Source organism: uncultured Shewanella sp. (genome assembly GCF_947491715.1).
Classification (GTDB): domain Bacteria; phylum Pseudomonadota; class Gammaproteobacteria; order Enterobacterales; family Shewanellaceae; genus Shewanella.
Map to the genome: position 1 here is coordinate 13,603 of NZ_CANLKR010000018.1, position 24,305 is coordinate 37,907.

General features: G+C 38.9%; 18 protein-coding genes. 14 read left to right on the plus strand and 4 right to left on the minus strand.

All coding sequences use genetic code 11. The features are described from left to right. Positions 1-61 precede the first annotated feature (61 nt). The 14 genes from Q0779_RS13075 (at position 62) to Q0779_RS13140 (ending at position 16,600) form a co-directional block, all read left to right on the plus strand. Positions 62-1,210, plus strand: coding sequence for a hypothetical protein (locus tag Q0779_RS13075; RefSeq protein WP_298773176.1), 1,149 nt, complete (start codon positions 62-64; stop codon positions 1,208-1,210). Positions 1,211-1,280: 70 nt separating this feature from the next. Then, positions 1,281-2,903 carry a phosphoenolpyruvate mutase gene (gene aepX / locus Q0779_RS13080; RefSeq protein WP_298773178.1) on the plus strand — a complete coding sequence of 541 codons (1,623 nt, stop codon included), beginning with the start codon at positions 1,281-1,283 and terminating at the stop codon, positions 2,901-2,903. Continuing rightward, positions 2,900-4,033 carry a phosphonopyruvate decarboxylase gene (gene aepY, locus Q0779_RS13085; RefSeq protein WP_298773180.1) on the plus strand — a complete coding sequence of 378 codons (1,134 nt, stop codon included), beginning with the start codon at positions 2,900-2,902 and terminating at the stop codon, positions 4,031-4,033. The genes aepX and aepY overlap by 4 nt, the downstream gene beginning before the upstream one ends. Before the next feature lie 11 nt (positions 4,034-4,044). After that, on the plus strand, positions 4,045-7,104 hold the full coding sequence (locus tag Q0779_RS13090; protein ID WP_298773181.1) for an Sden_1164 family protein: 3,060 nt from the start codon (positions 4,045-4,047) through the stop codon (positions 7,102-7,104). After that, entirely contained in the window at positions 7,094-8,179 is a 1,086-nt protein-coding gene (locus Q0779_RS13095) for a 2-aminoethylphosphonate--pyruvate transaminase (protein WP_298773182.1), read from the plus strand. Before Q0779_RS13090 ends, Q0779_RS13095 begins: the two co-directional genes overlap by 11 nt. A 6-nt stretch (positions 8,180-8,185) precedes the next feature. Beyond that, the gene (locus tag Q0779_RS13100) at positions 8,186-9,022 is read left to right on the plus strand and encodes an isopentenyl phosphate kinase (protein WP_298773183.1); all 837 of its coding nucleotides are present in this window, start codon (positions 8,186-8,188) and stop codon (positions 9,020-9,022) included. After that, positions 9,016-9,666 (plus strand): hypothetical protein, encoded by a 651-nt coding sequence (locus Q0779_RS13105; RefSeq protein ID WP_298773184.1) that lies wholly within the window; start codon positions 9,016-9,018, stop codon positions 9,664-9,666. Before Q0779_RS13100 ends, Q0779_RS13105 begins: the two co-directional genes overlap by 7 nt. Positions 9,667-9,693: 27 nt before the next feature. Then, positions 9,694-11,394 (plus strand): Sden_1168 family B12-binding radical SAM P-methyltransferase, encoded by a 1,701-nt coding sequence (locus Q0779_RS13110; protein ID WP_298773185.1) that lies wholly within the window; start codon positions 9,694-9,696, stop codon positions 11,392-11,394. Positions 11,395-11,442: 48 nt separating this feature from the next. Continuing rightward, entirely contained in the window at positions 11,443-12,216 is a 774-nt protein-coding gene (locus Q0779_RS13115; protein WP_298773186.1) for a hypothetical protein, read from the plus strand. Between the two features lie 63 nt (positions 12,217-12,279). After that, a complete protein-coding gene (gene pdxH / locus Q0779_RS13120; RefSeq protein ID WP_298773187.1) occupies positions 12,280-12,891 on the plus strand; it encodes a pyridoxamine 5'-phosphate oxidase in 612 nt (203 codons plus the stop codon). Positions 12,892-12,922: 31 nt separating this feature from the next. After that, complete coding sequence (locus Q0779_RS13125; RefSeq protein ID WP_298773189.1) at positions 12,923-14,257, plus strand: serine hydrolase; 1,335 nt, start codon at positions 12,923-12,925, stop codon at positions 14,255-14,257. 76 nt (positions 14,258-14,333) lie between these two features. Further along, a complete protein-coding gene (locus Q0779_RS13130; protein WP_298773191.1) occupies positions 14,334-14,597 on the plus strand; it encodes an acyl carrier protein in 264 nt (87 codons plus the stop codon). Positions 14,598-14,600: 3 nt separating this feature from the next. Beyond that, positions 14,601-15,200, plus strand: coding sequence for a GNAT family protein (locus Q0779_RS13135; protein ID WP_298773192.1), 600 nt, complete (start codon positions 14,601-14,603; stop codon positions 15,198-15,200). Next, positions 15,146-16,600 carry a sulfatase-like hydrolase/transferase gene (locus Q0779_RS13140; protein ID WP_298773193.1) on the plus strand — a complete coding sequence of 485 codons (1,455 nt, stop codon included), beginning with the start codon at positions 15,146-15,148 and terminating at the stop codon, positions 16,598-16,600. Before Q0779_RS13135 ends, Q0779_RS13140 begins: the two co-directional genes overlap by 55 nt. Positions 16,601-16,747: 147 nt before the next feature. On the opposite strand, the gene exeM (Q0779_RS13145) is transcribed toward Q0779_RS13140, so the two are convergent. The 4 genes from exeM (Q0779_RS13145) to Q0779_RS13160 all read right to left on the minus strand — a co-directional run bounded on the left by exeM (Q0779_RS13145) (position 16,748) and on the right by Q0779_RS13160 (position 24,146). Next, entirely contained in the window at positions 16,748-19,435 is a 2,688-nt protein-coding gene (gene exeM / locus Q0779_RS13145) for an extracellular exonuclease ExeM (RefSeq protein ID WP_298773195.1), read from the minus strand. Positions 19,436-19,751: 316 nt separating this feature from the next. After that, entirely contained in the window at positions 19,752-22,364 is a 2,613-nt protein-coding gene (gene exeM, locus Q0779_RS13150; RefSeq protein WP_298773197.1) for an extracellular exonuclease ExeM, read from the minus strand. Between the two features lie 382 nt (positions 22,365-22,746). Next, positions 22,747-23,397: a response regulator transcription factor gene (locus Q0779_RS13155; RefSeq protein ID WP_298773199.1), complete on the minus strand. Its 651-nt coding sequence runs from the start codon at positions 23,395-23,397 to the stop codon at positions 22,747-22,749. Between the two features lie 146 nt (positions 23,398-23,543). Beyond that, positions 23,544-24,146 carry a DUF2238 domain-containing protein gene (locus Q0779_RS13160; protein WP_298773201.1) on the minus strand — a complete coding sequence of 201 codons (603 nt, stop codon included), beginning with the start codon at positions 24,144-24,146 and terminating at the stop codon, positions 23,544-23,546. Positions 24,147-24,305: the final 159 nt, after the last annotated feature.

The window sequence follows — 24,305 nt, forward strand, 5'->3', positions numbered from 1 at the left end:
AACATTTCTTTTCCCATTTAATAAAAATCGGAAAACTAATTAGACAAAGCAGTAAACAATTATGGATTTAGAAGAATTTCTGAGAAAAAAGCAAACTTCAATTGAGCAAGTGCTGGCCTCTGCAAATGAGGAAGGACAGCTCATAGAAGAGGATACTTTAATCGTGGTTGGCTCTCTATCAGAAGGTCTGGCGACGCTAAAATCTGATATGGACCTCATCCTCGTAACCGATCGTGATCCTAAATCTATTTCAAAAAATGGCAGTATTGCTTGGGTGAATGGTAAATGTTTAGTTGATATGGAAATCGTTCACCGTTCTGCTGTTCAAGAGCTAGTGACTCGCTTTAAAGCCTGGATTCAAGGAGGATGGGGCAAAACATTTGCCGCAAACTTTTCTTCAGAAGAACGTAAATTGCTTCATCGTTACCTCAAAGGTATATATTTAAATGACTCTGATAATAAGAAACAAAATCAGATCGTTAAATATGATGAAATAGAATTATCACGCCTTAAGCTCCATTGTGCACGTCATACTGCGAGATCAATTCAAGTCGATGTCGTTGGGCATAAACAAAGACAAGATTACCGTTCAATAACATACGCAGCCATCGAGCTTTTAGGACATGCCATTGATGCCTTACTTGCATCTCATTATATTACCAATCCAATGGCAAAATGGCGGAGTCGACTTTTAGAATCATTACCTGACATTGGCCTTTCAGAACTGGATCAGAGATTTAAAAGTAAAAATGCTGATGATATTGTATGGCATCTCCATAAAATACCCGAACACACACCCCAAGCAATCCTTGAGCAAGCCCACGAAATAGTTACTTTTTGTAGATGGGTATTTTTATATGCTGAAATTAAGTTGGTTCATCCACATGTATTTAAGTTTTTCAAAGTAATTACTAATTTTCCTCTGCCTAGCTCAGACAATATCGGCTCCCCAACTCTGCCGCTATTAGAGTTTGATGTTGATTTTCATATCAATGACGACAAAATTTTTATGGCTAGATTAAATGAATTTGATGAAGTGCTATCCCTATCTTCAACTGAATTAAGCTTAGTCATGCAATTTAACGGAAAAACACACGAGGAAGAAGCCTTATCAAATGTTTTCCAAAAAAAAATAGGTGTCGAAGAAAGAAACACTTTGAATAAACTTTTAAAAGCATTCGACCAAACTGGATTATTAGCAAAAGATTAATACTCACAAACTTATAGCAGTAAAAACGACTACCTTGAAAACCCTCGAATTCAGCTATTTAGGGAAAAAAATGAAAAAACAACAAAAAAAACGAACGCTGAAAGAAATAATAACCTCGCCAAACACCGAATATTTAATGGAGGCACACAATGCAATCTCCGCAAAAATTATCGAAGAAACAGGGTTTTCAGGGATTTGGGCTTCCGGCTTAACCATTTCTTCATCTTTAGGGGTTAGAGATCGAAATGAAATTTCATGGACACAAGTCTTAGACACTGTTGAATATATGACCGATGCCGTAGATTGCCCAATATTACTAGACGCAGACACAGGTTATGGTGACTATAATAGTTTTCGTCGAGTCGTTAAGAAGCTTGGACAACGAAATATTTCAGGCTGCTGTATTGAAGACAAGATTTTCCCAAAAAAGAACTCTTTCATTGGCGAGAAGCAAGAACTGGCGTCTGTAGCAGAATTTACCGCTAAATTAAAAGCAGGTGTCGATAGTAAAGTAAATGATGACTTTGTCATTGTTGCCAGAACAGAAGCACTTATTTCTGGCTGGGGAATAAATGAAGCTTTGCGTCGCGCAAAAGCGTACTATGAAGCAGGTGCAGATGCGATTTTAATTCATTCTAAAGCTTCTCATGCTAATGAAATCCTAGAATTTTGCGAGTTATTTGATACCCCTTGCCCCGTAGTGATCGTTCCGACAAAGTACTACAATACGCCTCCTGAAAAATTTGAACAAGCAGGAATATCTACAGTAATATGGGCAAACCACTCACTGCGAGCTTCTGTTAAAGCCATTCAAGATACAGCTAAGGCTGTTTATAACTCTAAATCTCTGCTCCCAATCGAAAAAGAAGTCGCGCCTTTAACAGAGATTTTTCGCCTCAGTGGTGAACATGAAATGGAGCTCATAGAAAAAAAATATGTCCCCACATTGGATCCCAAAAATATCATATTTTTGGCCGCATCACGTGGTGAGTACCTTAAGAGTATGACCAAAAAACAGCCTAAATGTTTACTCGAAATAAATGGTAAGCCCCTTCTGCAACACAATATACAACGTTTTAGAAATAAAGGCATTTTAGATATATCAGTTGTGTCTGGTTACGCTAGCCAACAACTAGACAAATTCGATGTAAGAAACATTAAAAACGATAGCTATGAATCGACCGGCGAATGTTATTCACTGAATTGCGCAATTGACCAATTAAGGGAATCTACGATCGTTTGTTATGGTGATCTTTTGCTAGATGACCACATACTAACGGAATTAGCAAAAGATGAGACTGATGCGGATATCGTGTTATACATAGATAAAAGCAACGAAAAGATAGAAAACCATAAAGGATGCTTTGTACGTTGTTCGTCAGCTTTTTCTCCCAACCCATTTAAAGACAGTTCCCCCAAAGTTAAATCTGTTGTAAATGAAGATAATACCAAAAATGCCCACGGACAATGGATAGGATTATTGAAAGTAACAGAAAATGGATTAAACAATGTTAAAAGCACACTTACGCGCATAGTTGCGGACAACAAAAATGCTTCCATTAATGACTTAATCGACACATTGCTGAAAAATGGTGTCCATGCAAAATGTGTTTACCTAAATGGCGGCTGGATAGATATCAATACAGCAATTGATTTGGAATTCGCAAAATATTCAGAGGCCAAAACAGCATGAATTCGGCAATCATAGACAGTGTCGAAAAGCAAAATATCAATTTTTGGGCCTCTGTACCTTGCTCTATCATGACCCCCTTGTACAACGCATTCGATACACATGCGGTCATTAAAAATGTAACGGCTACCTCTGAAGGAGAAGCGATTGGAATAGCAAGTGGCGCATGGTTAGCAGGTATAAATGCAGGTGTTATGATGCAAAATTCTGGGCTGGGCAATGCCGTTAACCCCTTAACCTCTCTCAATCAAACGTTTCAAATACCGCTGGCACTAATGGTAACCTGGCGAGGTCAACCAGGAAGAAAAGATGAGCCACAACATAAACTTATGGGCAGTATTACACCGTCGTTATTATCATTACTGAATATCGGTTCTGATGTAATTGACTCTAGTCAAAAACGACTTGAAGCAATATTTAAAGAGCTTTCAAATAAACTCGCCGACAGAATGTCGCACGCATTAATTATTCCAAACGACCTATTAATAACAGAAAAAATCAATGAGCCTAGCACCAAACAAATATGTCAAGCCAATCGCTTTAACTTTCAAAGCTCAGGTCAACGCCCTATTCGCTTTAGAGCAATTGAAACATGTTTGAATTTACTGCCCGATAACGCAGTGGTCATTGCGAGCACGGGTAAAACAGGCAGAGAATTATTTACTATTTCAGATCAATCAAACTTTTTCTATCAAGTAGGCTCTATGGGGTGTGCTTCTGCACTTGGATTAGGTATTTCACTTAACACGCCACTTAAAGTCGTGGTCATTGACGGTGACGGCGCCGCACTAATGAAGCTTGGAAATCTAGCAACCATTGGACATCAGTCACCAGAAAACCTCATCCATATCATTTTGGATAATGAAACATACGATTCAACCGGCGGTCAACAGACAAGTGCACAAACAACGGACTTTGCTCTAATTGCACAAGCCTGTGGATACCGAAATATCTATAAAGCAAACTGTATTGAAGGTTTTAAAGATGCGGTTCAAGAGGCTCTTGAGGTAAAAGGGCCAACGTTAGTCCATATGAAGATTGAGTCTGGCAGTTTAAAAAATTTAGCCAGACCCAGCGTTCAACCAGTCGAAGTTGCACTTCGATTCAGAAAATACCTGAAACAACATAGGTAAGATTTAAGATAATGTCTGCAATCAATAATGATCAACCTTGCGTTTTAGCAATAATCGGTGCCGGCCCAACGTGTACCTACGCAATTGAACGCCTAGCCGCTAACTTTAACCATTTTAGAGAAAAGTTACGTCCTTGCACCATATACATTTTCGATAAAACAGGGCACTTCGGTTCTGGAGAAGTCCATAGCCCAACTCAATCTAAAACAAGCTTTCTCAACAGAATTGCGGGACAAGTTTGTTTTGCTGCAGATGAATCCAATGTAAACGCAGGGCCGCTTTTACCCCCAAAATACAGATTAACGTTAAGTGAGTGGTGCCTAAATAAATACCAAGAAACAAAAGACAACCGATATCAATTGGGGTCTCAAGATTGGCCCAAACGAGCGCTTCATGGAGAAGCATTAAAAATACATTTTGACGAGTATATTACGTTATTAAATAACCTAGATCATGTAACGGTAAACCTAATAAAAGGTGAGGTATTTGATATAGAGAAAGTTGGCGAACAGTTCAAAGTTGTTTCCAATCAACACCCAGACATTTTATGTGATCAATTGCTGCTTGCCACTGGGCACTCTGCTAATCATCCTAAAAGCTCGGCACCATATAAGATCTTAGCGGCTCATGCGCAGCAAAATGATAATATTGATTTTATCAACTATGCCTACCCTTTGGTTGATAATTTACAAAATATAGATGCTTCTCAAACTGTAGCTGTTCAAGGATTAGGGCTAACCGCAATTGACGTATTCTTGTATTTGACGGAAGGAAATGGAGGTCAATTCAAAAAGAATAGTTCGCAAGAATATATATATATTCCTTCTGGTAGGGAACCCAAATTGATTGGGTTTAGCCGAAGTGGACTATTTACCATGACTCGCCCTCACAATGAAAAAGAAAGAGATATACAAACCCTCGAGCACAAAGGCTGTTTCTTTCATCAGCGTATCATCGATCAACTGCGAAAATATCGCGGCATAGGGAAATTTAATAAATTAGATTTTGAGTTGCACCTTTGGCCTCTCATACGACTTGAACAATCGTATTTATATTATAAAACGCTTTTTGGTGAACAATTCGGTGATCATATAAAAAGAACCGTAGGATCTAACGTTGACAGTTTTATCAAGGCGAATTTAGAACACAGCAGAAACGGAGAGAAGGCTGCGTTATATTTTGAAAATATAATTAATGAAGTCGTTGATAATCTTATTCAAACAATCGAGTCGATGCTCGATCAAACTTATCAATCACCGTCATTATTTACCGATGAACTTATTCGCTCCGCAGCTATCCACTACTTTAAGTACTATAGCGGAATAAATTTACACTCAGAGCTTCAAGGTCGCCCACTCAATTCAAGGGTGTTTTCAAAAATATATGAACAACTCACCTCTCCATGGGATCACGACAAGAATATTCGCGCTCATAAATATTCTTGGGAAAAAATCAACCACCCCATTAAAGCCAATCTATCAGGGCCTGAATACACTCAAGCCATTATCGAGTTCATGGAAAAGGACATCAAAAACGCGAAACAGAATAACTTGGACAATCCTGTAAAAGCGCTTTGTGACGGAGTATGGCGAGACTTAAGACAAGTTATGGCTTATGCCATAGACGATGGTGGGTTAACACCTTCTTCGCATAAAACTTTCCTACATAAATATATGCGGATCCACAATAGGCTTGGTAATGGCGCGAGTTTAGAGGTCATGCAGAAGATGTTAGCGCTAGTAAAAGCAGAAGTACTCGATGTTTCATTAGGTTACAATCCTGTCATCAAGACATGCTCAACAAAGGGATATACCATTAGCGATGGTGATGGAAAGCACGCTTTTACCGCAAATGTCATTATCAACGCCAAAATACACGAATTTCACGCTGAGAACGATATCACACCTCTATATCAAAATATGTTAGATCGGGGTTTAGTGACTCTTTGGGAAAATAAACATGAAACAGAAAGCCCATTTCAACCAGGAGGCCTTCAGCTAACCGACCAGTTCAAACCCGTTAACAAAGATGGTATTGCTGAATCAGGTATAACACTATTAGGTCCACCAACAGAAGGGAAATACTTTTTTCAAATAGGTGCTGCAAGACCAAGACAGAACCACCATATCTTTAATGATATTAGTTGTTGGTCAAATCAATTTATCAGTCACTTAAAATATTCTATTAAAGAGACTCATCAACCAACAGTACAAGATTTGCGTCAACATGCATCAAAGATTAATCGTACTGCCATTATACTTCTGGCGGGTATTGGAAAAAGAATGGACAGAGATCTCCCCAAATCTCTAATACCTTTTAAAGAACCTGACTCTAATGAATCCTTCACCTTAATAGAAAGAAACATAAGATTGCTGAAAGAAAGTGGCATCGATAACTTTGTATTAGTTGTTAATGCTCAAAACAGTCAGCAGTTTACTCAGTTTGAAAATACCAACGTATCATTAGTGATCAATTATTCGAACGTCAAGCATACCGGTTCCTCTTTAAGTTTAAGCTATGCATTAAACTTTATTGAGGAAAATTCAACTCAATTAGTCGATGAACTTTTTATTCTGGATGGAGACATTATTTTTGAAAAGAAACTAGCAAAATTTATTGTTCAATCCAATCTAGGTTCGTCCTTATTCGTCACGCCTAACATATCCAAAGATGAGGAAGAGGTAAGAGTCTATCTGCAACAGAACAAACCTAAACTTATTGGCAAAGGAATATCACCGAAAATCGCTAATAAACTCGAATTAGCAGGGGAAAGCTTAGGCATAATAAAAATTGTGGAAAACGACCTACCTTTATTAAAAAATCTCACAACATGGCTGTGTGGCTCTCCCCTATCTCAAAAAGCATTTGGTTACGCCAAACAAAAATCTGAACATGAAGAAATATGGCAATATTTTTTCAATTTAGAATCACTTTTGATCGTGACTGTCGACCAGGATATGGTTTTCGCCGAGTGTGATAATCAAGAAGACCTAAGGTATATACAACAAACCCTTCTCGCACAAATCATTAAAAATGATAGACAATTCGAGGTGGAACATAATGACTTATAAATTATTTACCCCAGGTCCTTTGTCAACAGCCTCTGAGACTAAAGCGTCTATGTTGCATGATTGGCCCTCAAGAGATGCCGACTTTGAAGCCATAACGCGATCTGTTTTAAATGATCTTGAAAAGATTTATCAATTTGACCACGCATATGCTTGTGTTCTTTTACAAGGTCCCTCTACTTTTGCAATTGAAGCTACGATTACCACTCTGGTCAAAAAACAAGAACGTATACTTGCCCTATCAAATGGAGTATACGGCGATAGGATGTACCAAATCGCGAAATTAGCGGGATACCAAATTGAATTAGTTTCACTTCCATTTGACCAACCAATAAATGAAAAGTCTCTCGACGATTTAGATCTCGATTACTCTGAATTTGATTATGTTACTTTTGTCCACTGTGAGACCAGTACGGGAATATTAAATGATATTGCTTGGGCTGATCAATTTTCACATAAGAATAAGTTAAAACTCATTGCTGATACTGTTTCTACATTTGGAGGAATGACTTACCCATCCTTCTCTTCTTCAACTGTCGCATTGATCGGATCAGCCAATAAATGCCTCGAAAGTGTACCTGGAATCACTTTTGTTTTTATAAAAGAAAAACAACTCATTGACTCGAAAGACAACTGTACCTCAATGAGTTTTGATCTATTCAGTCAATGGCAATACATGAAAGAAAAAAGCCAATGGCGCTTTTCACCACCGACTCACGTAGTCGCAGCGTTCAATACTGCTTTAAGCCTTTTTCATCGCCAAGGCGGTGTTAAAACAAGAGCTAAACGTTATAAACAAAACTATCAATTTCTCACACAAAAAATGACCTCACTAGGATTCAAAGCATTAGTACAAGAATCAACGCACTCCCCCATTATCGTTTCCTATTTGATGGGGACCAATATTAACGATTTTGACAAGCTGTATAGCGAGTTGAAACAAAAAGGTTTGGTCATTTACCCAGGTGTCATCACTAACATTAATTATTTCAGAGTGGGTTGTATCGGTGATATATCCATTAAAGATATTGAATCATTAACATCAGCATTTCAATCTACCATTAAACAAGAGACCTAACACTCAATGATGCTAAATAATCCTTTAATCATTAAATTGGGCGGCAGTGTCATCACGGATAGGCAAAAGCCCTATACCCTAGAAAAAGAAACCTGTCGTCGTTTAATAAAAAAAATCAAAAAGCTTAAACAGCAATCAACAAGACCCATAGTATTGATTTTGGGGGGAGGCTCTTTTGGGCACCCTTCTGTTCATCAGTACAATTTAGCGAATACAGACAGTCATTCCAATCTCCAGCAGTTTTCTAGGTTAACTCTTTCTTTATATCAATTAGTACAGGAGTTTATGGAGGTGGGTTATGAAGAGTCAGTCGATTTTAGTCCATTTCAATCCAACTCTCTATTTGTGAGTCGAAATGGACAAATAGAGCGAGTATTTGATGATCCAATTACAAATTGCTTTAAATTAAACCACATTCCTTTATTAACAGGAGGAGTCGCCTTTGACTTAGAGAAAGGGCAAATGATATTTGGCAGCGATCGAGTTCCTGAACTGATTGCGACTATGTATCCATCTGGGCGAAGTATTTTTGTTTCTGATATCGACGGAGTATATGACGCATCAAAGAATCAAATATATAAAAGAATCACTCCGACAGATTATGAAGCAATTTGTCATTCTATATTTGAATCTCAAAAATTAGATGTCACCAATGGAATGCAAGGTAAAGTCGATTCAGCAATGCGATTAGTTCACCTAGGAGTCGAATCTGTCATTTGCTCTGTTTCAACTTTCTTAAATCAGGACACCAAGCAAATTTTAAGTAAAGGTTTAAAAGGTACCTATTTTTCCCCTTATGAAACAGCAATTGATCTCAAGTTTCCAACGGAGGAGAAATGCTAGTAGCACTCACAGGCCCAGATGGCACTGGGAAAAGCACGGTATCAAAAGTCATTAAAGAGGAAGTGTTGAAAACTGGGCGAAAGTTAGAAACAGTTGACCGTTGGGATATATTAAACACATCAAACTTTTCTCAAAGTCGATTTATTCACTCTCCCTTGAAAGAACTAAAAGAATGTGTCAGTGAAATGAAAGGCCCCTCACGATTCCTTTTCATTCTCTGGACAATATATAGCGTGCTTGAAGACTATGATCCTGCTTCTCCTACAATCACTTTCATAGACAGTTACTGGATGAAACACGCCGCATCAGAAATAGCCTATGGCCTACCTGAGAGTTTCGTTGAAAACGCTATTGAACTACTACCAAAAGCAGATCTAACCATATGTTTAGATCTGTCGCCTGAAATAGCCTACCAACGTAAGTCAACAGCAACAAAGATTGACCTCAACGCTTACGAATGCGGTATGAACTCAAGCCTTTCAAGCGAGAGCTTTATTCACCATCAAAATAAAATTAGAAATCAACTTCAAGTATGGAGTCACAAGCATCATTGGCGAGTTGTCGAAGCCTGCCAATCTCCTTCTAACGTAGCAGATTCGGTTTCAACATTAATATACGAATATCTCCATTCAAAACAGTCGTAACAAGTTTAGAACAAGAGGGAAAAGTCAATGCATAATAAAGGTACAGAGGTTATTCCGGTAAGAGTATTAAAACAAACGGCTCTGGAGAAAAATATCCCTCAAAAAAGTGCACTTCGAGAGTACTTAGGAACAAAAGATGAAACATCCAGCACCCCATGCTCGAGAAAGGCACCTAAGTATCAATCTCTAGGTTCAAAATCTAACAAAGCACTCAGTGTTTTACTTGTATTGCCCCCAATGTGTATGTACGAAGGCGCAGTGAAACGTCTGATACCTCCTCTTGGCTTATGCTATATAGCTGCTAATCTACTGAAGTTTAATCATAAAGTTGATATTTTGGATTGTATCGTCGAAGGCTATAACACTGAAACGCTTATCGCACCAAAAATCTATAGACTTGGTATTACTGAAACAGAGTTCGCTGCGCGTATCAAAAATAGCGAACATGATATTATCTGTTTTTCAATGATTTATTCATCGGATATCGACAACCTCTATCAATACGCAAAAATTGTCAAGCAAGTCGCAAGTGAGAAAATAGTGGTAGCTGGAGGAATGCACGCCTCAATATACCCAGAACGATTTATTAAAGATGCAGGCTATTATAATGAAAAGCCCATTATCGACTTTGTCATTCGAGGAGAAGGCGAGTTTCGCCTCATTGAATTAATCAAAGATCTGCAGCAAGGACGAGTAAATGTGCATTCAGATGGGTTAGTTGGCTGGAGTGAAGATGAACTATTTATTAATCCTCAGTATGAACAAATCCAAGATTTAGATGATCTTCCTTTTCCAGCATATCACAAACTACCACTTGAAAAGTACTTCCATCACAATGTCCCATTTTCACCCTATCCTAGGGGTAATCGCGTTATGCAGATATATACGTCTAGGGGCTGCCCAATTGGATGTACATTTTGTTCAAGTACTAACTTCAATAAAGCCTATCGCGGAAGAAGCGTTGAAAATGTTATCGAAGAAATCAAATACTACCAAAAAAAGTACGGTATCGATGAAATACAGTTTGCAGATGACAACTTAACTTTTGATAAAAAACGCTCAATCGCTTTATTTAACGAATTAGAAAAACTCAACATCAAATGGTGTACACCCAATGGAATTATGCTCAACACCTTAGATGAACAAGTGCTAGATGCGATGATACGTTCAGGTCTCTACCAAATAACCTTATCCTTAGACAGTGGCAACGCCGATACCCTTAAAGAAAAGCATCGCAAACCAGTGAAGTTACAAAGAGTGCCCATTTTAATGGACTACCTGCAAAAAAGAGAAATATTAATGCATGGAACATTAGTCGTTGGCATGCCAGGAGAAACAATAGAAGAAATAGAGAAAGGCTTTAAGTATGTAGAAAAATTGCCATTTAATTCTATCAACGTTTTCATTGCTCAAGCTTTGCCTGGCTCTGAGCTTTTTGAAGTTTCATTGCAAAATGGCTCCATTTCTTATGAGGGTTCTCTTTATATTGATACAGCCCAATCGACGCTAAAACTAACCGACATAGATGGTGCCACGCTAGAGCGAATCGTCGAAGCATTTCTAGATGATTACAATCAGAAGATCTATCAACGGGATCCCGTCGCATGGAAGAAAAAATATAAAGAGCATCAAGCTCGAATGTCCAAAATTTGTATCGGAAAAGCCTCGGCAAATACCGCATCAATTATCAAAGCAAATAATGATCAAGCCAAAACTGTTTGTGCTTAGCACAATAATTAATTGCACCATCAATTCAATACAAACCAAGGAAAGAAAATGAATGTAGACACCCTAATAGAAGCAAAGACGGAATATGACCAATTCGTCAATGTAGCTCACCTTTCTTTATCTCATAATGGAGACCTTAATGACTACCCTAAATATCTTGCCGCCGTGGAGTATGCTGTACATAGGCTAAAACCAGAATTCGACAAAAAGAGTTATGGTGATGCATTTAGAGAAGCCTCAAAGGATGAGCAATGGTTTGCAACATCCCTAGTGACTAACTCTGAACGAGAAGGTGATGGAGCCACCAGACTTTGGTCGATGGCGGCATGCTGCGATAATGAAAAAGAAAAAGAGCTGGTTAAACGCCATGCCGTTGATGAATCTCGCCATTCCACTATGTATTTAAAGATGTTGGATTACACCTTTCCTGATGCGATAGAGCCTGACTTCCGTGCAGAGTTAGAAGAAAAATTGTCACCACATTATGCCTTAACTCAAGAACCTAAAATTGTCGAAAATTCAGAATATGCCCGCAAACCTTCTATTGACGACTACATTCAAATGAATATCGCTGAAATAAGAACCGCTATGCACCATATGCTGCAAAGAAAAGCGTTAGAAAAGTTTTGCCCTGAGGAAAACCAAGAACGAATGTCCACGATTTCCCGCTCTTTGCTCAAAGATGAATTACTCCATGTGGGTTACACAGCAAAACTCATCGAAGAGAAAGCCGATGAAAATCTCAATGAGTTATTTTTAGAAAGATTAAACGATTTCAACGAAATCACTAAAGAAGAGCTTTCACAAAAGATTTTTGACTAAAACCATATCAAAGATCAGTTCAACAGGCCTATTGATGAATACTCTATAGGCCAAAAATATTCTATGAAAAATGTCGAAGTGAACAGGATAATAATGAAAATCAACCCAATAGAGAAATTTCAGGCGCTATATCAAACGGCTCGAGCTGAAAGTACCTTACAACAAAAAGGAGCGATTTGTATTTCAACGCTGGACAGTGACGGCTTTCCTGATTCCAGATTTGTTGATTTAAAAGAGGTGACAGCAGAAGGGTTTATATTCTGTACGGATTATGAGTCAAATAAAGGAAAATCAATTTCCCAAAACAACAAAATTGGTTTAACGGTATGGTGGGAGCATATTGAAACGCAAATTCGTATCAAAGGAAAAGTTTCAAAAGTAAACACTGAACAATCACAGCAATATTGGTTATCTCGCTCTCGCTCAGCCCAATTAACAACATGGGCATCGAATCAAAGCCAACCTTTATCTCATAGTGTATCTCTTACAAATAATTTAGCAAAGTACTCAAAGGAATTCGAAACAGTTGAGGTTCCAAAACCCCCCATGTGGGGCGGTTACCTTATACGACCTATTCATTTCGAATTTCTTACATTTAGGCAAGATAGAATGCATATACGAGAGGTCATCTCGCTAATTGGTGATCAGTGGCATAAAAGTTTTTTGCAACCTTAATTTCTCATCTTATTTCTAGGCCTAAACGAAAATGACAAACTCAACTCTACAACACACACTTAACCAATCACTAAAAGAATTTGAATTGCCTGGTGCCTCAGCTATTTTCATTCAAAATGATCATAAAGAATTCGCTCACGCTGGAAACATTTCACTTAATGAGGGCGAGTATGACTTTGATACTCAGTTTAGAATTGGTTGTTTGATAAAAGTTCTCACTGCAACTCAAATTATGATGTTAGTGGAAGACAAACTGATTGATTTGGAACAACCTATCGTCACCTATATCCCTCAATTACAAAGTTCACGATCGAATTATTTATTAAGCGTTACGACCAATCAATTATTGCTGCATGGTTCTGGATTAGTAGCCAATTTTCTTTATCAAGATAACAAGCTCACAACCACAAACATTATAGAGGCCGTTTGCCAATATTCTGATCAGGAGCTTTTTGTTTCTGCACCTTCTACACATTCTTCATACAGCAATGTTGGTTATGTTTTATTAGCATTACTAATTGAAAAAATTCGAAATAAGAGTTGGATAGAAGACTTAAACGAACGAATATTGATTCCATTGGAAATTGCACCAAAAGTACACGAAGAAACTAGCCCCTACTTTGGTGAATGTCTTAATAAAAACTGTCAAGGAACATATGCCTCTTTTGAACCAAAAGAGTTTACTCCAGCCGACGGCGGGCTCTTGTCTTTTAGCGCCAGAGAGCTGATGACTATTGCACAAGTACACTTAAATGGTGGCGTGGGGCCAAATGGTCAACGCATTTTGGCAAAAAAGCACATTGACGCTATGCAGCGTTCTGTCAACCAACTTTCAGGGCCGTGGCCTGGCATGCGTGGATTAGGTTATGGCTGGCTGGCTTATGCTGATGGTTCATTTGGATTCAGCGGAGACGGGATCCGGCAACATGTATTAGTTCGAATCCTTCCTGAAACGAAGTCCGCCCTGATAGTCACGGCAAATTACCATTCGGCAGGCGTCTTATTTAATGAACTTTGGAATTATTGTTTAACGCAGATTGAAGGAGAAATTATCAGTCACGAAGGAGCTCGACGTCTAGATAAACAGAATTTCAGTATAACAGACTGCTTTTTTAAACAATTTTCTGACTCGTTTAGAACCTTTGAAATCAACTGGAAAGGCACTGAAGGAAACGTAAAAGTTTCATCCGTTCAACCAAATCTTTTCGGAGAACATAAACAAGTTGAGCTTATCCATGTTAATGATAATCACTTCGTCGCACCAGAGTTAGGCGTATTCAGCAATTTATGGTTGATGACCGAAAAACTCGGTGAAAACGAAAACGGTATTCTTTGGAACGGTGTTTCTATGCTAAGAAGCCTATAATTCCAATCGCTAGACTCACACACGATAGTAACACTTAAGTCAAACTTAGCAATTTAAAACATAAGGTTGAATGAAAATGACACGCTTACCTGAAAGCTTAAAAAACAGTACAGAATACAAGCTTAAACATTTGTGGATGGAATTAGTCGGCGCAGAGCCACAGCAAGATACCTCTTTTTTTACACTAGCGGCAAACTCACTGGATATAGTAAAGTTAAAACAGTTTATATACCGAGAGTTTGAAGTAGATATCTCAATCAGTGATTTATATAAATCTAAAGTCTTTAGCGAACAATTACAGCACCTGAACTCCTTATTAATGCAAAAAGGAGCGATTTAGCATATGTTAGAACGAGTGCCAAAACAATTTTTGGAAGGGGAAAAAGTACGTTTAGAATTGCTGTCACATTGCCACAGGCAGTCACTCATTGAAGCAATTAAAGACGGTAAATTATGGCAAATAACAGAGACCATGGTTCCAAACGAGGAAGAAGTCGCTGACTTTATCGACAAGGCTCAAATTGAACATGCCGATAATACGGCTTTGGTTTACGCAATTGTAGACAAAGAAAGCAATATCGTCGTGGGATCTTCACGGCTAATGAATATCAATTCCGCACATAAAAAAGTCGAAGTCGGATATACATTTATTGCAGCTTCTTGGCAAAAAACCTATGTTAATACAGAAACGAAACTATTATTGTTGACCCTTGCATTCGAATCGATGAAAGTCCATAGGGTTGAATTTTCTACAGATTCAAAAAACTTTGCTTCTCAAAAGGCGATAGAAAGAATAGGAGCAACTCGAGAAGGAACACTTCGAAATCATATGATTCTCAGAAATGAGAGAACAAGACACAGCATCATTTACAGTATAATTACGGATGAATGGAATCAAGTAAAAATGCGACTACAAGACTACTTAAAAACAAAAATGCCTTGAACATGAATGTAATCCTAATCTGCGTCGATCAAATGCGTGCAGACACTATTGCCGCTCTGGGCAACAACCAAATAAATACACCGAATTTAGATAATTTAATTCGTGAGTCATTCGTGTTTTTGAATCATTACAGTGCAGGATCTCCCTGTGGACCAGCCAGAACCAGCCTTTTTACGGGACAGTACCCTAGCACTCATGGCTCTTTCCACAAAAGTCGGCCGTTGCAAAGTGAAACGAACCTAGCATTAGAGCTGAAAAAACACCAGATCCCGTCATCTCTATTTGGTTACACAGATACAACATATTCGACTTTATCTCAACAGAGCGAAGACATAATGTCTGGATTCAATGTCCAAACTTATATGAATTTGCACGAAGTCGGGTTGCAAAGTTGGATGAAGTTCTTGAGAAAACAAAATATATCTGTTCCCAAAAAGGCAATGGATATTTATAAGTTACCAATATTACCATACGATTCATTAAACAGTGACACCGCTTTTCTAACAGATCAGGCGATCAATTTCATTAATAATCATCAATCGTTCGGTTTTTTACATTTGGCTTATTTTCGACCTCACCCACCATTTGTTGCACCTAATCCCTTCTCAAACAGCTATAAAGATCTTGTTATTAAAAAGCCTTCAACAAGATTAGAAGACTTTATTTCGATGCATCCATTACATCACGCCCTCTTTCAAAACGTCTATGGTCAACAATTTCATGGTCTTCATCCCAGAACAATCGAAAAACAACTTTTAGCTAAATTCACATCAGATCAAGCAGAATATTATGGGCTTATCTCTGAATTAGACCTTCATATAGGCCGACTCATCGATTGCCTTAAAGATAAAAACCTATTTGACGACACTATGTTCATTTTCACCAGTGACCACGGCGAATTATTAGGAAAGAACTGGCTTTACGAAAAAGGGGGATATTTTGACTCATCTTTTCATGTGCCTCTAATTTTTAAGCTACCTAAATCTATTAAAAAACGCTCCCCAAAAATATTTACCGAACCTTATACCAGTTCGATTGACTTAATGCCCACAATATTAACATTATTAGGTATTTCCATTCCCAAAAATGTCCAAGGTCAGTCTTTCTCTAATCTAATGGTAGAAAGTAAAAACAATCATAAATACAGAACAAAAATTTGTTTTGAAAACTTCGATTCTATAGACAAAGCCCATTTCAACAGAAGCACTGTGATCAAAGATAATGATTACAAATATGTTCATTGTTCACATTACGATGACCTCTTTTTTGATCTTCACCTAGATCCATCAGAAAACCAAAATTTAGCAAAAATGCCACGCTATGCTTCACTTATTGATGAATATAAAAATGCCCTAAAGCATGAGCAGCTATTACCCATTGAAGATTGTTGTAAAAAATAAAGACACAAACAAGGTTAAAAAGGAACATTACCATGAAAATATTTGATACCAACCTGAGTAAATAACGCAAAAAAGTCATGCCGGTCCAACTCAACAAAAAAGGGAGCCTAAGGCTCCCTCCGTCTATCTTAAATAAAATAGTGTGTCTTAACGCTTACGACGTGAAAGTCCAAATAGCGATAATAAACCTAAACCTAAGAAGCCCAGCGAACCACCGTCACTCGTCGGTTTAGTGCCAGTATCTGGCTCAATTTCAGGCTCTTCTGCTGAATAGTCTAGCGCGATAATCACAGGATCGTGATCTGATGCTGAAAAGGCATTATGAGATTTCTCTAATTTTCCAGTATACTTGCTTGAATATTCAAACAGATTCGACTCCACAGAGTTGATATGCCAATCTTCAATAGCGACCATACGCTCAGCAACACTCGCATTCCCTAAGGCGTGATCAAGATTACCCAGCTCGCCATTATAAGTGTATGAATAAGTCGCGCTGCCATGAGCTTGAGTATTCAAATTGATAAAACCGTAGCCTTGTTTTATCTCGCGAGCTTCGACATCAAAAGGCTCACCGCCTAATGTGGTGTGAGATGCGGTAAAAATCGCATTGTCTGAGGTTTCTGCATCATAGTCGGTTAATACTCGAACAGGATCTTCCATGCCGTAAGCATTCAAATCACCAATAACCAGAATATCCCCTTCCACATCACTTAAGGCATCCCCAATAACGGTCGCCGCAGAGACACGAAACTCATTACAACGCCCTTGTAAATCCGCAGGATCAGCATTTTCTTCTTCCACTAACCAATCTTCTAAGCAAGCCGAGCCCTTCGATTTTAAATGATTCACAACAACCGTTAAACTTTCATCATTAATAGTAAAAGTTTGAGCTAGACTATGACGTTGATATTTATCATAAGCAGGATTATCAGGTTCTCCCTCAGCACCTATACGGCTAAGAATATTAGCCTCAACATGCTGCTCAGGCGTTTCAATCACAAAGGCATCACCCGCTGGCGTCACTGAGCTTGGACGATATAACATTCCCACCGCAATGGCATCCGATCCTAAATATTCACCTTCATATTTATCCGCGTCGGTAATTTCAATAAACTGATAAGCCTGTTCTTTTTCAAGTCCAGCATTCAACGCCGTTAATAAATTTTGAATCGCGCTGTTTTCACCAAAGCCATTATTTTCAATTTCCATTAAACCGACAATATCGGCATTCATGGCCAAAATGGCATTCACAATTTTCGTGCGCTGAAGAAGCATTTCAGCCACACCAGTAGCGCCACGATTGCTATCAGATGGATTAGCATCACCGCCAATGGCATCGGTAAAGAAATTGAGTACATTAAAGCTGGCAACACGAATATCGCCTAATGACGCCGCCTCTGGGGTCTCAAGTCTATCGTTATTATGAATAAAATTAGTTTCTTCCAGTGCATTGGTCACCACTAAACGATATTTATTAGGGCTATTAGAGCTATTAGAGCTATTAGAGCCATAGCCCACCATACCTTCTACATCGGCGATGGTATCACCCACACGAATGTAACCCGTCTCGGCGTTAAACTCACTAAAATAAGGTACAACACCACTTTCCGCTTTATAATCTGACTCCACGAACAATTGATTTTGGCTATTCGCCTCAACTAACGCAATAGCCTCTTCAGATAATGGGGCATAAACTTGTGTCGGCTTCATTAAGGGCGCTTTATGTGACAGCACCATATTGTTACGGCCCTCATCATAATCGCGACTAAAGCTACGACTCACCAATAATTCACTAGTCGCTTCAAGCTTAATCTTCATGCCTTCAAAGCGCTCTAGGGCCGCTTCTAAGCTATCACCTTCATTGACATAAAAACTGGTAGCTGCAAGTACATCACCTTGCTCGCCCACTTCCATTTTTTGCTCATCTTTAATATCAATTTGCGTCATGCCATGATATTCTTTGACTAAGCCTTGTACACAAACTTCAACGCCTGGTTTAATAGTCTCTGGAGCTGCTTCACCTAGATAAACAAAAATACCGTCAGAGGTTTCATCAATACCATCACCAATTGCATCTTGCAGATAAAAACCTTTGTTTAGACTTTCGCCGCGAGCAGTCACAATGCCTTTTACCGTCACTTCAGAGGCGGATTCAAATTGCCCTTCATCTAAAACCTCATTGTCACCTTTAACAATAAGAGGACTATAAGCGCCTGAGCCTTGTACTGTATAAATCGGTGTTAAAGTCTGTCCCTCACAAACGAAAGGCACTTCTTCTACAGGGGTTTCAATGGGCGTATCACCGCCAGCTGCGCCAGCAAAAGACCCTAATCCTGAAAAGGTATCTTTATCTAATGCGGTCCACTGACTCTCTTGAAAGGCCACGCTGCCACTGGTGACATCACTGCTGCGCGCTAAGGTGACATCTTTACCCCAATCATTTGCAGCGGGTACAGCACCCACCACATCCACAGGTGTATCGCCATTTAATAGCGCAACGGAATCACCGCCATTAAAACTTAAACCTCCCTCTAACACATCAACAGATGCATCGAGTCCTAAGTCCGCACTTGGATGCGCAACCACTTTTACCGCTCCAGGGGCAATCTCTCCCTCAAGCGTCACCATTGCGCTTGCATCTGTCGCACCATCTTTATAGCGAACTAGGCTATATGTTGATAAATCAACCGCCACTTCACCGGAATTATAAAGCTCAATGGCTTTATTATTAGCGCTCCCTTCAACATACTCACTGATAAAAACATCAGCCTGTGCCAACGTTGGTAACATAGCGGCAACTGCCGCCGAAATAATGGTTATTTTTGTGTTATGCATTTTTGTTTCAACCCCAGTTTTATCATTTAGTCGCCCATTGTGTGTTGGGCGTGGACGGGATTGTCACAGACTTTAACTGTTAAAAAAAGGTAAAATAAAATATTTTTAAAGGCGACAAATGATGCCTTAAAGTTAAATAAAATAAAACGCAAAATAAAACAACTAGTTGATTAAGAATAATACACTAATAAAAAATATTTTCTCATCCCTCATCTGGATGAATTTTAACCACAAAAAAAGGGAGCGATAAGCCCCCTTTCCTATAATCATAGGTATTTTATCTCACACTATTACCCATTTTGAACTATTACATTCGCTATCGCCAAAAGCTCCAGCGCGAGAAAAACTGAATAATACGCTCAATGATCTGTTCGATAATTGAAGGCGCTGGTTCAGGTGTTGGGTCCGGCTCGACTTCATCCTCTTCATAGGCTAATGCAATAATCACAGGATCATGATCCGATGCCGAAAAAGCATTGTCAGATTTTACCAGCGCACCAGTATATTCGCTCGAATACTCAAACATGGTCGACTCAACCGAGTTTATATGCCAATCCTCAATCGCCACCATACGCTCAGCCACACTGGCATTACCTAAGGCGTGATCCAGATTACCCAGCTCTCCACTGTAAGTATAAGAGTAAGTCGACGCACCATGAGCTTGAGTATTTAGGTTAATAAAGCCATAACCTTGCTCAATTTTACGTTTATCAGCGTCAAACACTTCGCCTGCTAATGTGGTATTCGATGCCGTATAAATGTCATGACTTGATGTGTTCGCATCAAAATCCGTTAACACGCGAATGGGATCTTCTAAGCCATAGGCATTCATATCACCAATAACCAGAATATCACCTTCAATGGGTTTTAATGCCTCACCGATAACCGTTGCAGCAGAGACACGAAATTCATTACAGCGACCTTGTAAATCTGCCGGGTCTTCCTCATCTTCACCGGCAATCCAATCCTCTAAACAAGCTGAACCTTTTGATTTTAAATGATTGACAACGACGGTGAGTGGCTCATCTTTAACCAAGAAAGTTTGCCCTAAACTGTGGCGCTGATACTTATCGTATGCAGGATTGTCTTCTGCCGCATCCCCTTCACCACGACTGACAACCCCAGCTGCTGCGTGTTGCTCTGGGGTTTCAATCACAAAAGCTTGCCCCTCTGGTGTCACATTTGCGCTGCGGTATAACAGCCCGACAGCAATGGCATCAGAGCCCAAATACTTGCCTTCATGTTTATCACTATCAGCAATTTCAATAAACTGATACTGATCGTCTTCATCCAGTTCGCTGTTTAATGCCGTTAATAAATTTTGAATGGCGCTGTTTTCACCAAAGCCATTATTTTCAATTTCCATTAAACCGACAATATCGGCATTCATGGCGATCAGCGCATTCACGATTTTAGTGCGCTGTAAAATCATCTCTTCTTCTGATTCGGCACCGCGATTACTGCCTGTAGGATTCGCATCCCCACTAATGGCATGAGTAAAGAAATTTAATACATTAAAGCTTGCAACACGAATGTCACCTAGTGTTGCAGCCGCTGGTGTCTCCGACCTATCATCAAAATGAATAAAATCGGTTTCAACAAGAGTATTGGTAGCTACGAGACGATATTGGTTGTAGCTGTAACTGACCACCCCTTCTAAATTCACCAGCTGATCACCAATACGGATATAACCCGTTTCAGCATTAAAGTTATCAAAATAAGGCACCACGCCATCAGCAGCTTTAAAATCAGATTCGATTATGAGTTGATTTTTACTGTTTGTTTCAGCTAACAAAGTGGCCTCTTCAGACAGAGCAGGATACACTTGTGTCGGTTTCATTAAAGGGGCTTTATGTGACAATACCATATTATTACGATAGGAATCGTAATCGAAACTGAAGTTTCGCGTCACCTTCATTTCACTTGCCAAATCCAGTTTGACATTCATGCCTTCAAAACGTTCTAATGCTATGTCTAAACTTTCGCCTTCAGAGACATAAAAAGCCGTTGCAGCAAGGATGTCTCCTTGTTCACCCACCTCCATTTTTTTATCTTCTTTAATGTCAATTTGGGTCAGGCCATAATATTCTTTCACTAAGCCTTGTACGCAAACTTCCACACCCGGCTGAATCGTTTCCGGCGCAGCTTCATTCAAATATACAAAAATACCATCTGAAGTATCACTCAGGCCATCACCTTCAACCTCTTGCAAATAAAAGCCTTTAAATAAACTTTCACCGCGAGCAGTAACCACACCCTTAATGGTCACTTCTTCAGTTGACTCATAACGCCCTTCTTCAATCAGTGGACTTGAGTCTCCAGCACCTTGCACAGTATAAATCGGAGTAAGCGTGGTACCTTCACAGGTAAAAGGATCTTCAATGGGTTCGTCTATATCGGTATCACCGACTGTCCCTAAGCCTGAAAAAGTGTCCTTGGCTAAGCTGCTCCATTGACCCTCAATAAAGGCAGCGCTGGCACTTAAAGCATCTTGATTACGTTGCAATGTAACATCTTTCCCCCAACTCGAAGGCGTGGGAACACTGCCCACAATATCGATAACAGTGTCTCCATTGAGCAGGGCAACGGCATCACCGCCATTAAAATTAATGCTCGCGGTCATGGTATCGACATTTTCGGCTAACCCTAAATCAGCGCTACCATGAGCAATCACCTTGATTGCACCTGCGGCTATTGTCTGCCCATCAAGGGAAATAGCATCACTAGGATCCGTTGCACCATCTTTATAACGAACGATGCTATAACCCGTTAAATCTGTAGTTATTTCACCAGTATTATAAAGCTCAATGGCTTTATTATAACTGCTCCCCTCTACATATTCGCTAATGACGATCTCAGCCTGTACCAAAGTTGGCAACACCGCAGCCACGGCGAGTGAAGCAATGCTTCTTTTTGTTTTAAATTTCATTATTATCAACCCTACTTCTTTTATTATTTTGTCACCCATTTTTACATTGGGCGTGAAATAATTGTCACAGAGTTGGGTGACAAAAAAAAGAACACAACAATAAATTTACATGGACAATCCCCCTCTCATGGGTAAAGGAATCGTCATAAAAAAGAAAACAATACAATAACCTGACAGAATAACCACTGAAAAAAATATCTTAACAATCTGAATTTAAATTAATTATTACTAATATTAATTTAAAACAATCCTAGAATTATCATTCTATCCTTTATAAATAAAAATTTAAGTTAACATTAAAATAATCTAAATAAAGATAGAAACTTCCCACTGAAGTAACAAAATAAGACAGGTTAAAGCAAAGAAACAGCTAAAAAATAAACTAGAAATGACTTTGAAATGTTTGTGCCCAGCGTAATAGCTCAACACGATTCCTCGATTCCGTTTTGCGATAAATAGAGGATAAATGTGCCTTTACAGTATGCTCACTAATACATAAACGCTCTGCAATTTCTTTATTTCTTGCACCACTGGCAACTAATTGAATAATTGTTTTTTCTCGAGTCGTTAACAAGTGCAACGCAGCAACAGATTGAGGAGATAATCCCGCAGCAGGATCGGATTGCTCAATTAAATGCCGATAAACCTTACTTAATAATGGCCTTTCATACCAAAGTTCATTCGCGATCATTTTACGTAATGCCGTTAATAATAAATCCATCCTTTGATCGACAAACAAAACACCTCTAATACCCAACATAAGCGCAGACTCTAAGTCTAATGTATCTCTGTCAACACAATATAGGGCCACAGGAACATGTTGTACAAGCTTCACTGCAACTAATGGTATACCATTATTATTTAGTGCTGCCTTTTGCTGAGCAATCAAATAAAAACTGCTTTTATTTTCCATTTCCAGTTGCTCAACTTTACTCACAACCCGTGTTTTAAAACCAATAGACTCAGCGAGAATAGCCAAATGGCAAGGGGTACTCATTTGATGAAAAAAAACTAATTCATCGATATCTTCCATACTGTGTACCTTTGACTATAAATAGAAAGGATCCTTTTCCAAGAATAATATTAGTAATAAGTCTTTAGTATAGGACAGGACGAGAATTTTACCCAAATGAGTATCAATCCTCATCTTAAGCTCAGTCCATCACACAGCTTCAATCATTAATTCTCTAAGCGCACGATTTGCCGGTCATGATATCTAGAAAGAAAAATCAATGCTAAGATCCCGCCCAGCAATGCCATCAACATGTCTGATTGCGTATCCCAGACGTAACCTTGTGTGCCTAAAAACGCTTCAGCACCTTCTCCTGTACCCACAGCAACCCACCACTCAATGAGCTCATAGAAAGCTGACAACGCTAAAACAAAACAACAAATAAGAAAGGGTCGCCAATAACTTTCTTTAATCACATTCAAACGAATGAACACTTCTCGAGCCAATATTGCAGGAATAAACCCCTGAGCCAAATGGCCTATTTTGTCATAGTTATTACGGCCAGTGTTTGTCACCTCTGCAATCCAATCAAAAAGAGGCACTTCAGCATAAGTATAATGACCCCCTACCATTAGAATGATACAGTGAAGCAGAATCAAACCATAAGATAACCTTGTTAACTTAAAGGTTTTAAAAGTAAAAAATAAGATAGGTAAAGCAATGATTGCAGGTAATACTTCTAAAAACCAAGTAAATTGATCTTTAGGGTTTATTCCTGACCATATCAATACGACAAAATATGTCATTAACCATAAGAGTTTGTTATGCAAAATAATTTCTCCTTAGATAATATTGTTCTAAATGTAAAACAAACACTTTAGCCATCTAGCCCTCCACACTGCAAATAAAAAATGTTACTTTATATACCCGTGATACTTGAAGATGCAGGATTCAGCTGGAATTAAAAGCCTTTTAGACAAGGCTTTGAA

Coding starts and splice junctions, on each gene's coding strand:
- exeM (WP_298773197.1), bottom strand. CDS start 22,364: ATGAAATTTAAAACAAAAAGAAGCATTGCTTCACTCGCCGTGGCTGCG.
- Q0779_RS13130 (WP_298773191.1), top strand. CDS start 14,334: ATGACACGCTTACCTGAAAGCTTAAAAAACAGTACAGAATACAAGCTT.
- Q0779_RS13115 (WP_298773186.1), top strand. CDS start 11,443: ATGAATGTAGACACCCTAATAGAAGCAAAGACGGAATATGACCAATTC.
- pdxH (WP_298773187.1), top strand. CDS start 12,280: ATGAAAAATGTCGAAGTGAACAGGATAATAATGAAAATCAACCCAATA.
- Q0779_RS13125 (WP_298773189.1), top strand. CDS start 12,923: ATGACAAACTCAACTCTACAACACACACTTAACCAATCACTAAAAGAA.
- Q0779_RS13135 (WP_298773192.1), top strand. CDS start 14,601: ATGTTAGAACGAGTGCCAAAACAATTTTTGGAAGGGGAAAAAGTACGT.
- Q0779_RS13110 (WP_298773185.1), top strand. CDS start 9,694: ATGCATAATAAAGGTACAGAGGTTATTCCGGTAAGAGTATTAAAACAA.
- Q0779_RS13105 (WP_298773184.1), top strand. CDS start 9,016: ATGCTAGTAGCACTCACAGGCCCAGATGGCACTGGGAAAAGCACGGTA.
- Q0779_RS13140 (WP_298773193.1), top strand. CDS start 15,146: ATGGAATCAAGTAAAAATGCGACTACAAGACTACTTAAAAACAAAAAT.
- Q0779_RS13095 (WP_298773182.1), top strand. CDS start 7,094: ATGACTTATAAATTATTTACCCCAGGTCCTTTGTCAACAGCCTCTGAG.
- Q0779_RS13090 (WP_298773181.1), top strand. CDS start 4,045: ATGTCTGCAATCAATAATGATCAACCTTGCGTTTTAGCAATAATCGGT.
- Q0779_RS13100 (WP_298773183.1), top strand. CDS start 8,186: ATGATGCTAAATAATCCTTTAATCATTAAATTGGGCGGCAGTGTCATC.
- Q0779_RS13075 (WP_298773176.1), top strand. CDS start 62: ATGGATTTAGAAGAATTTCTGAGAAAAAAGCAAACTTCAATTGAGCAA.
- aepY (WP_298773180.1), top strand. CDS start 2,900: ATGAATTCGGCAATCATAGACAGTGTCGAAAAGCAAAATATCAATTTT.
- exeM (WP_298773195.1), bottom strand. CDS start 19,435: ATGCATAACACAAAAATAACCATTATTTCGGCGGCAGTTGCCGCTATG.
- aepX (WP_298773178.1), top strand. CDS start 1,281: ATGAAAAAACAACAAAAAAAACGAACGCTGAAAGAAATAATAACCTCG.
- Q0779_RS13155 (WP_298773199.1), bottom strand. CDS start 23,397: ATGGAAGATATCGATGAATTAGTTTTTTTTCATCAAATGAGTACCCCT.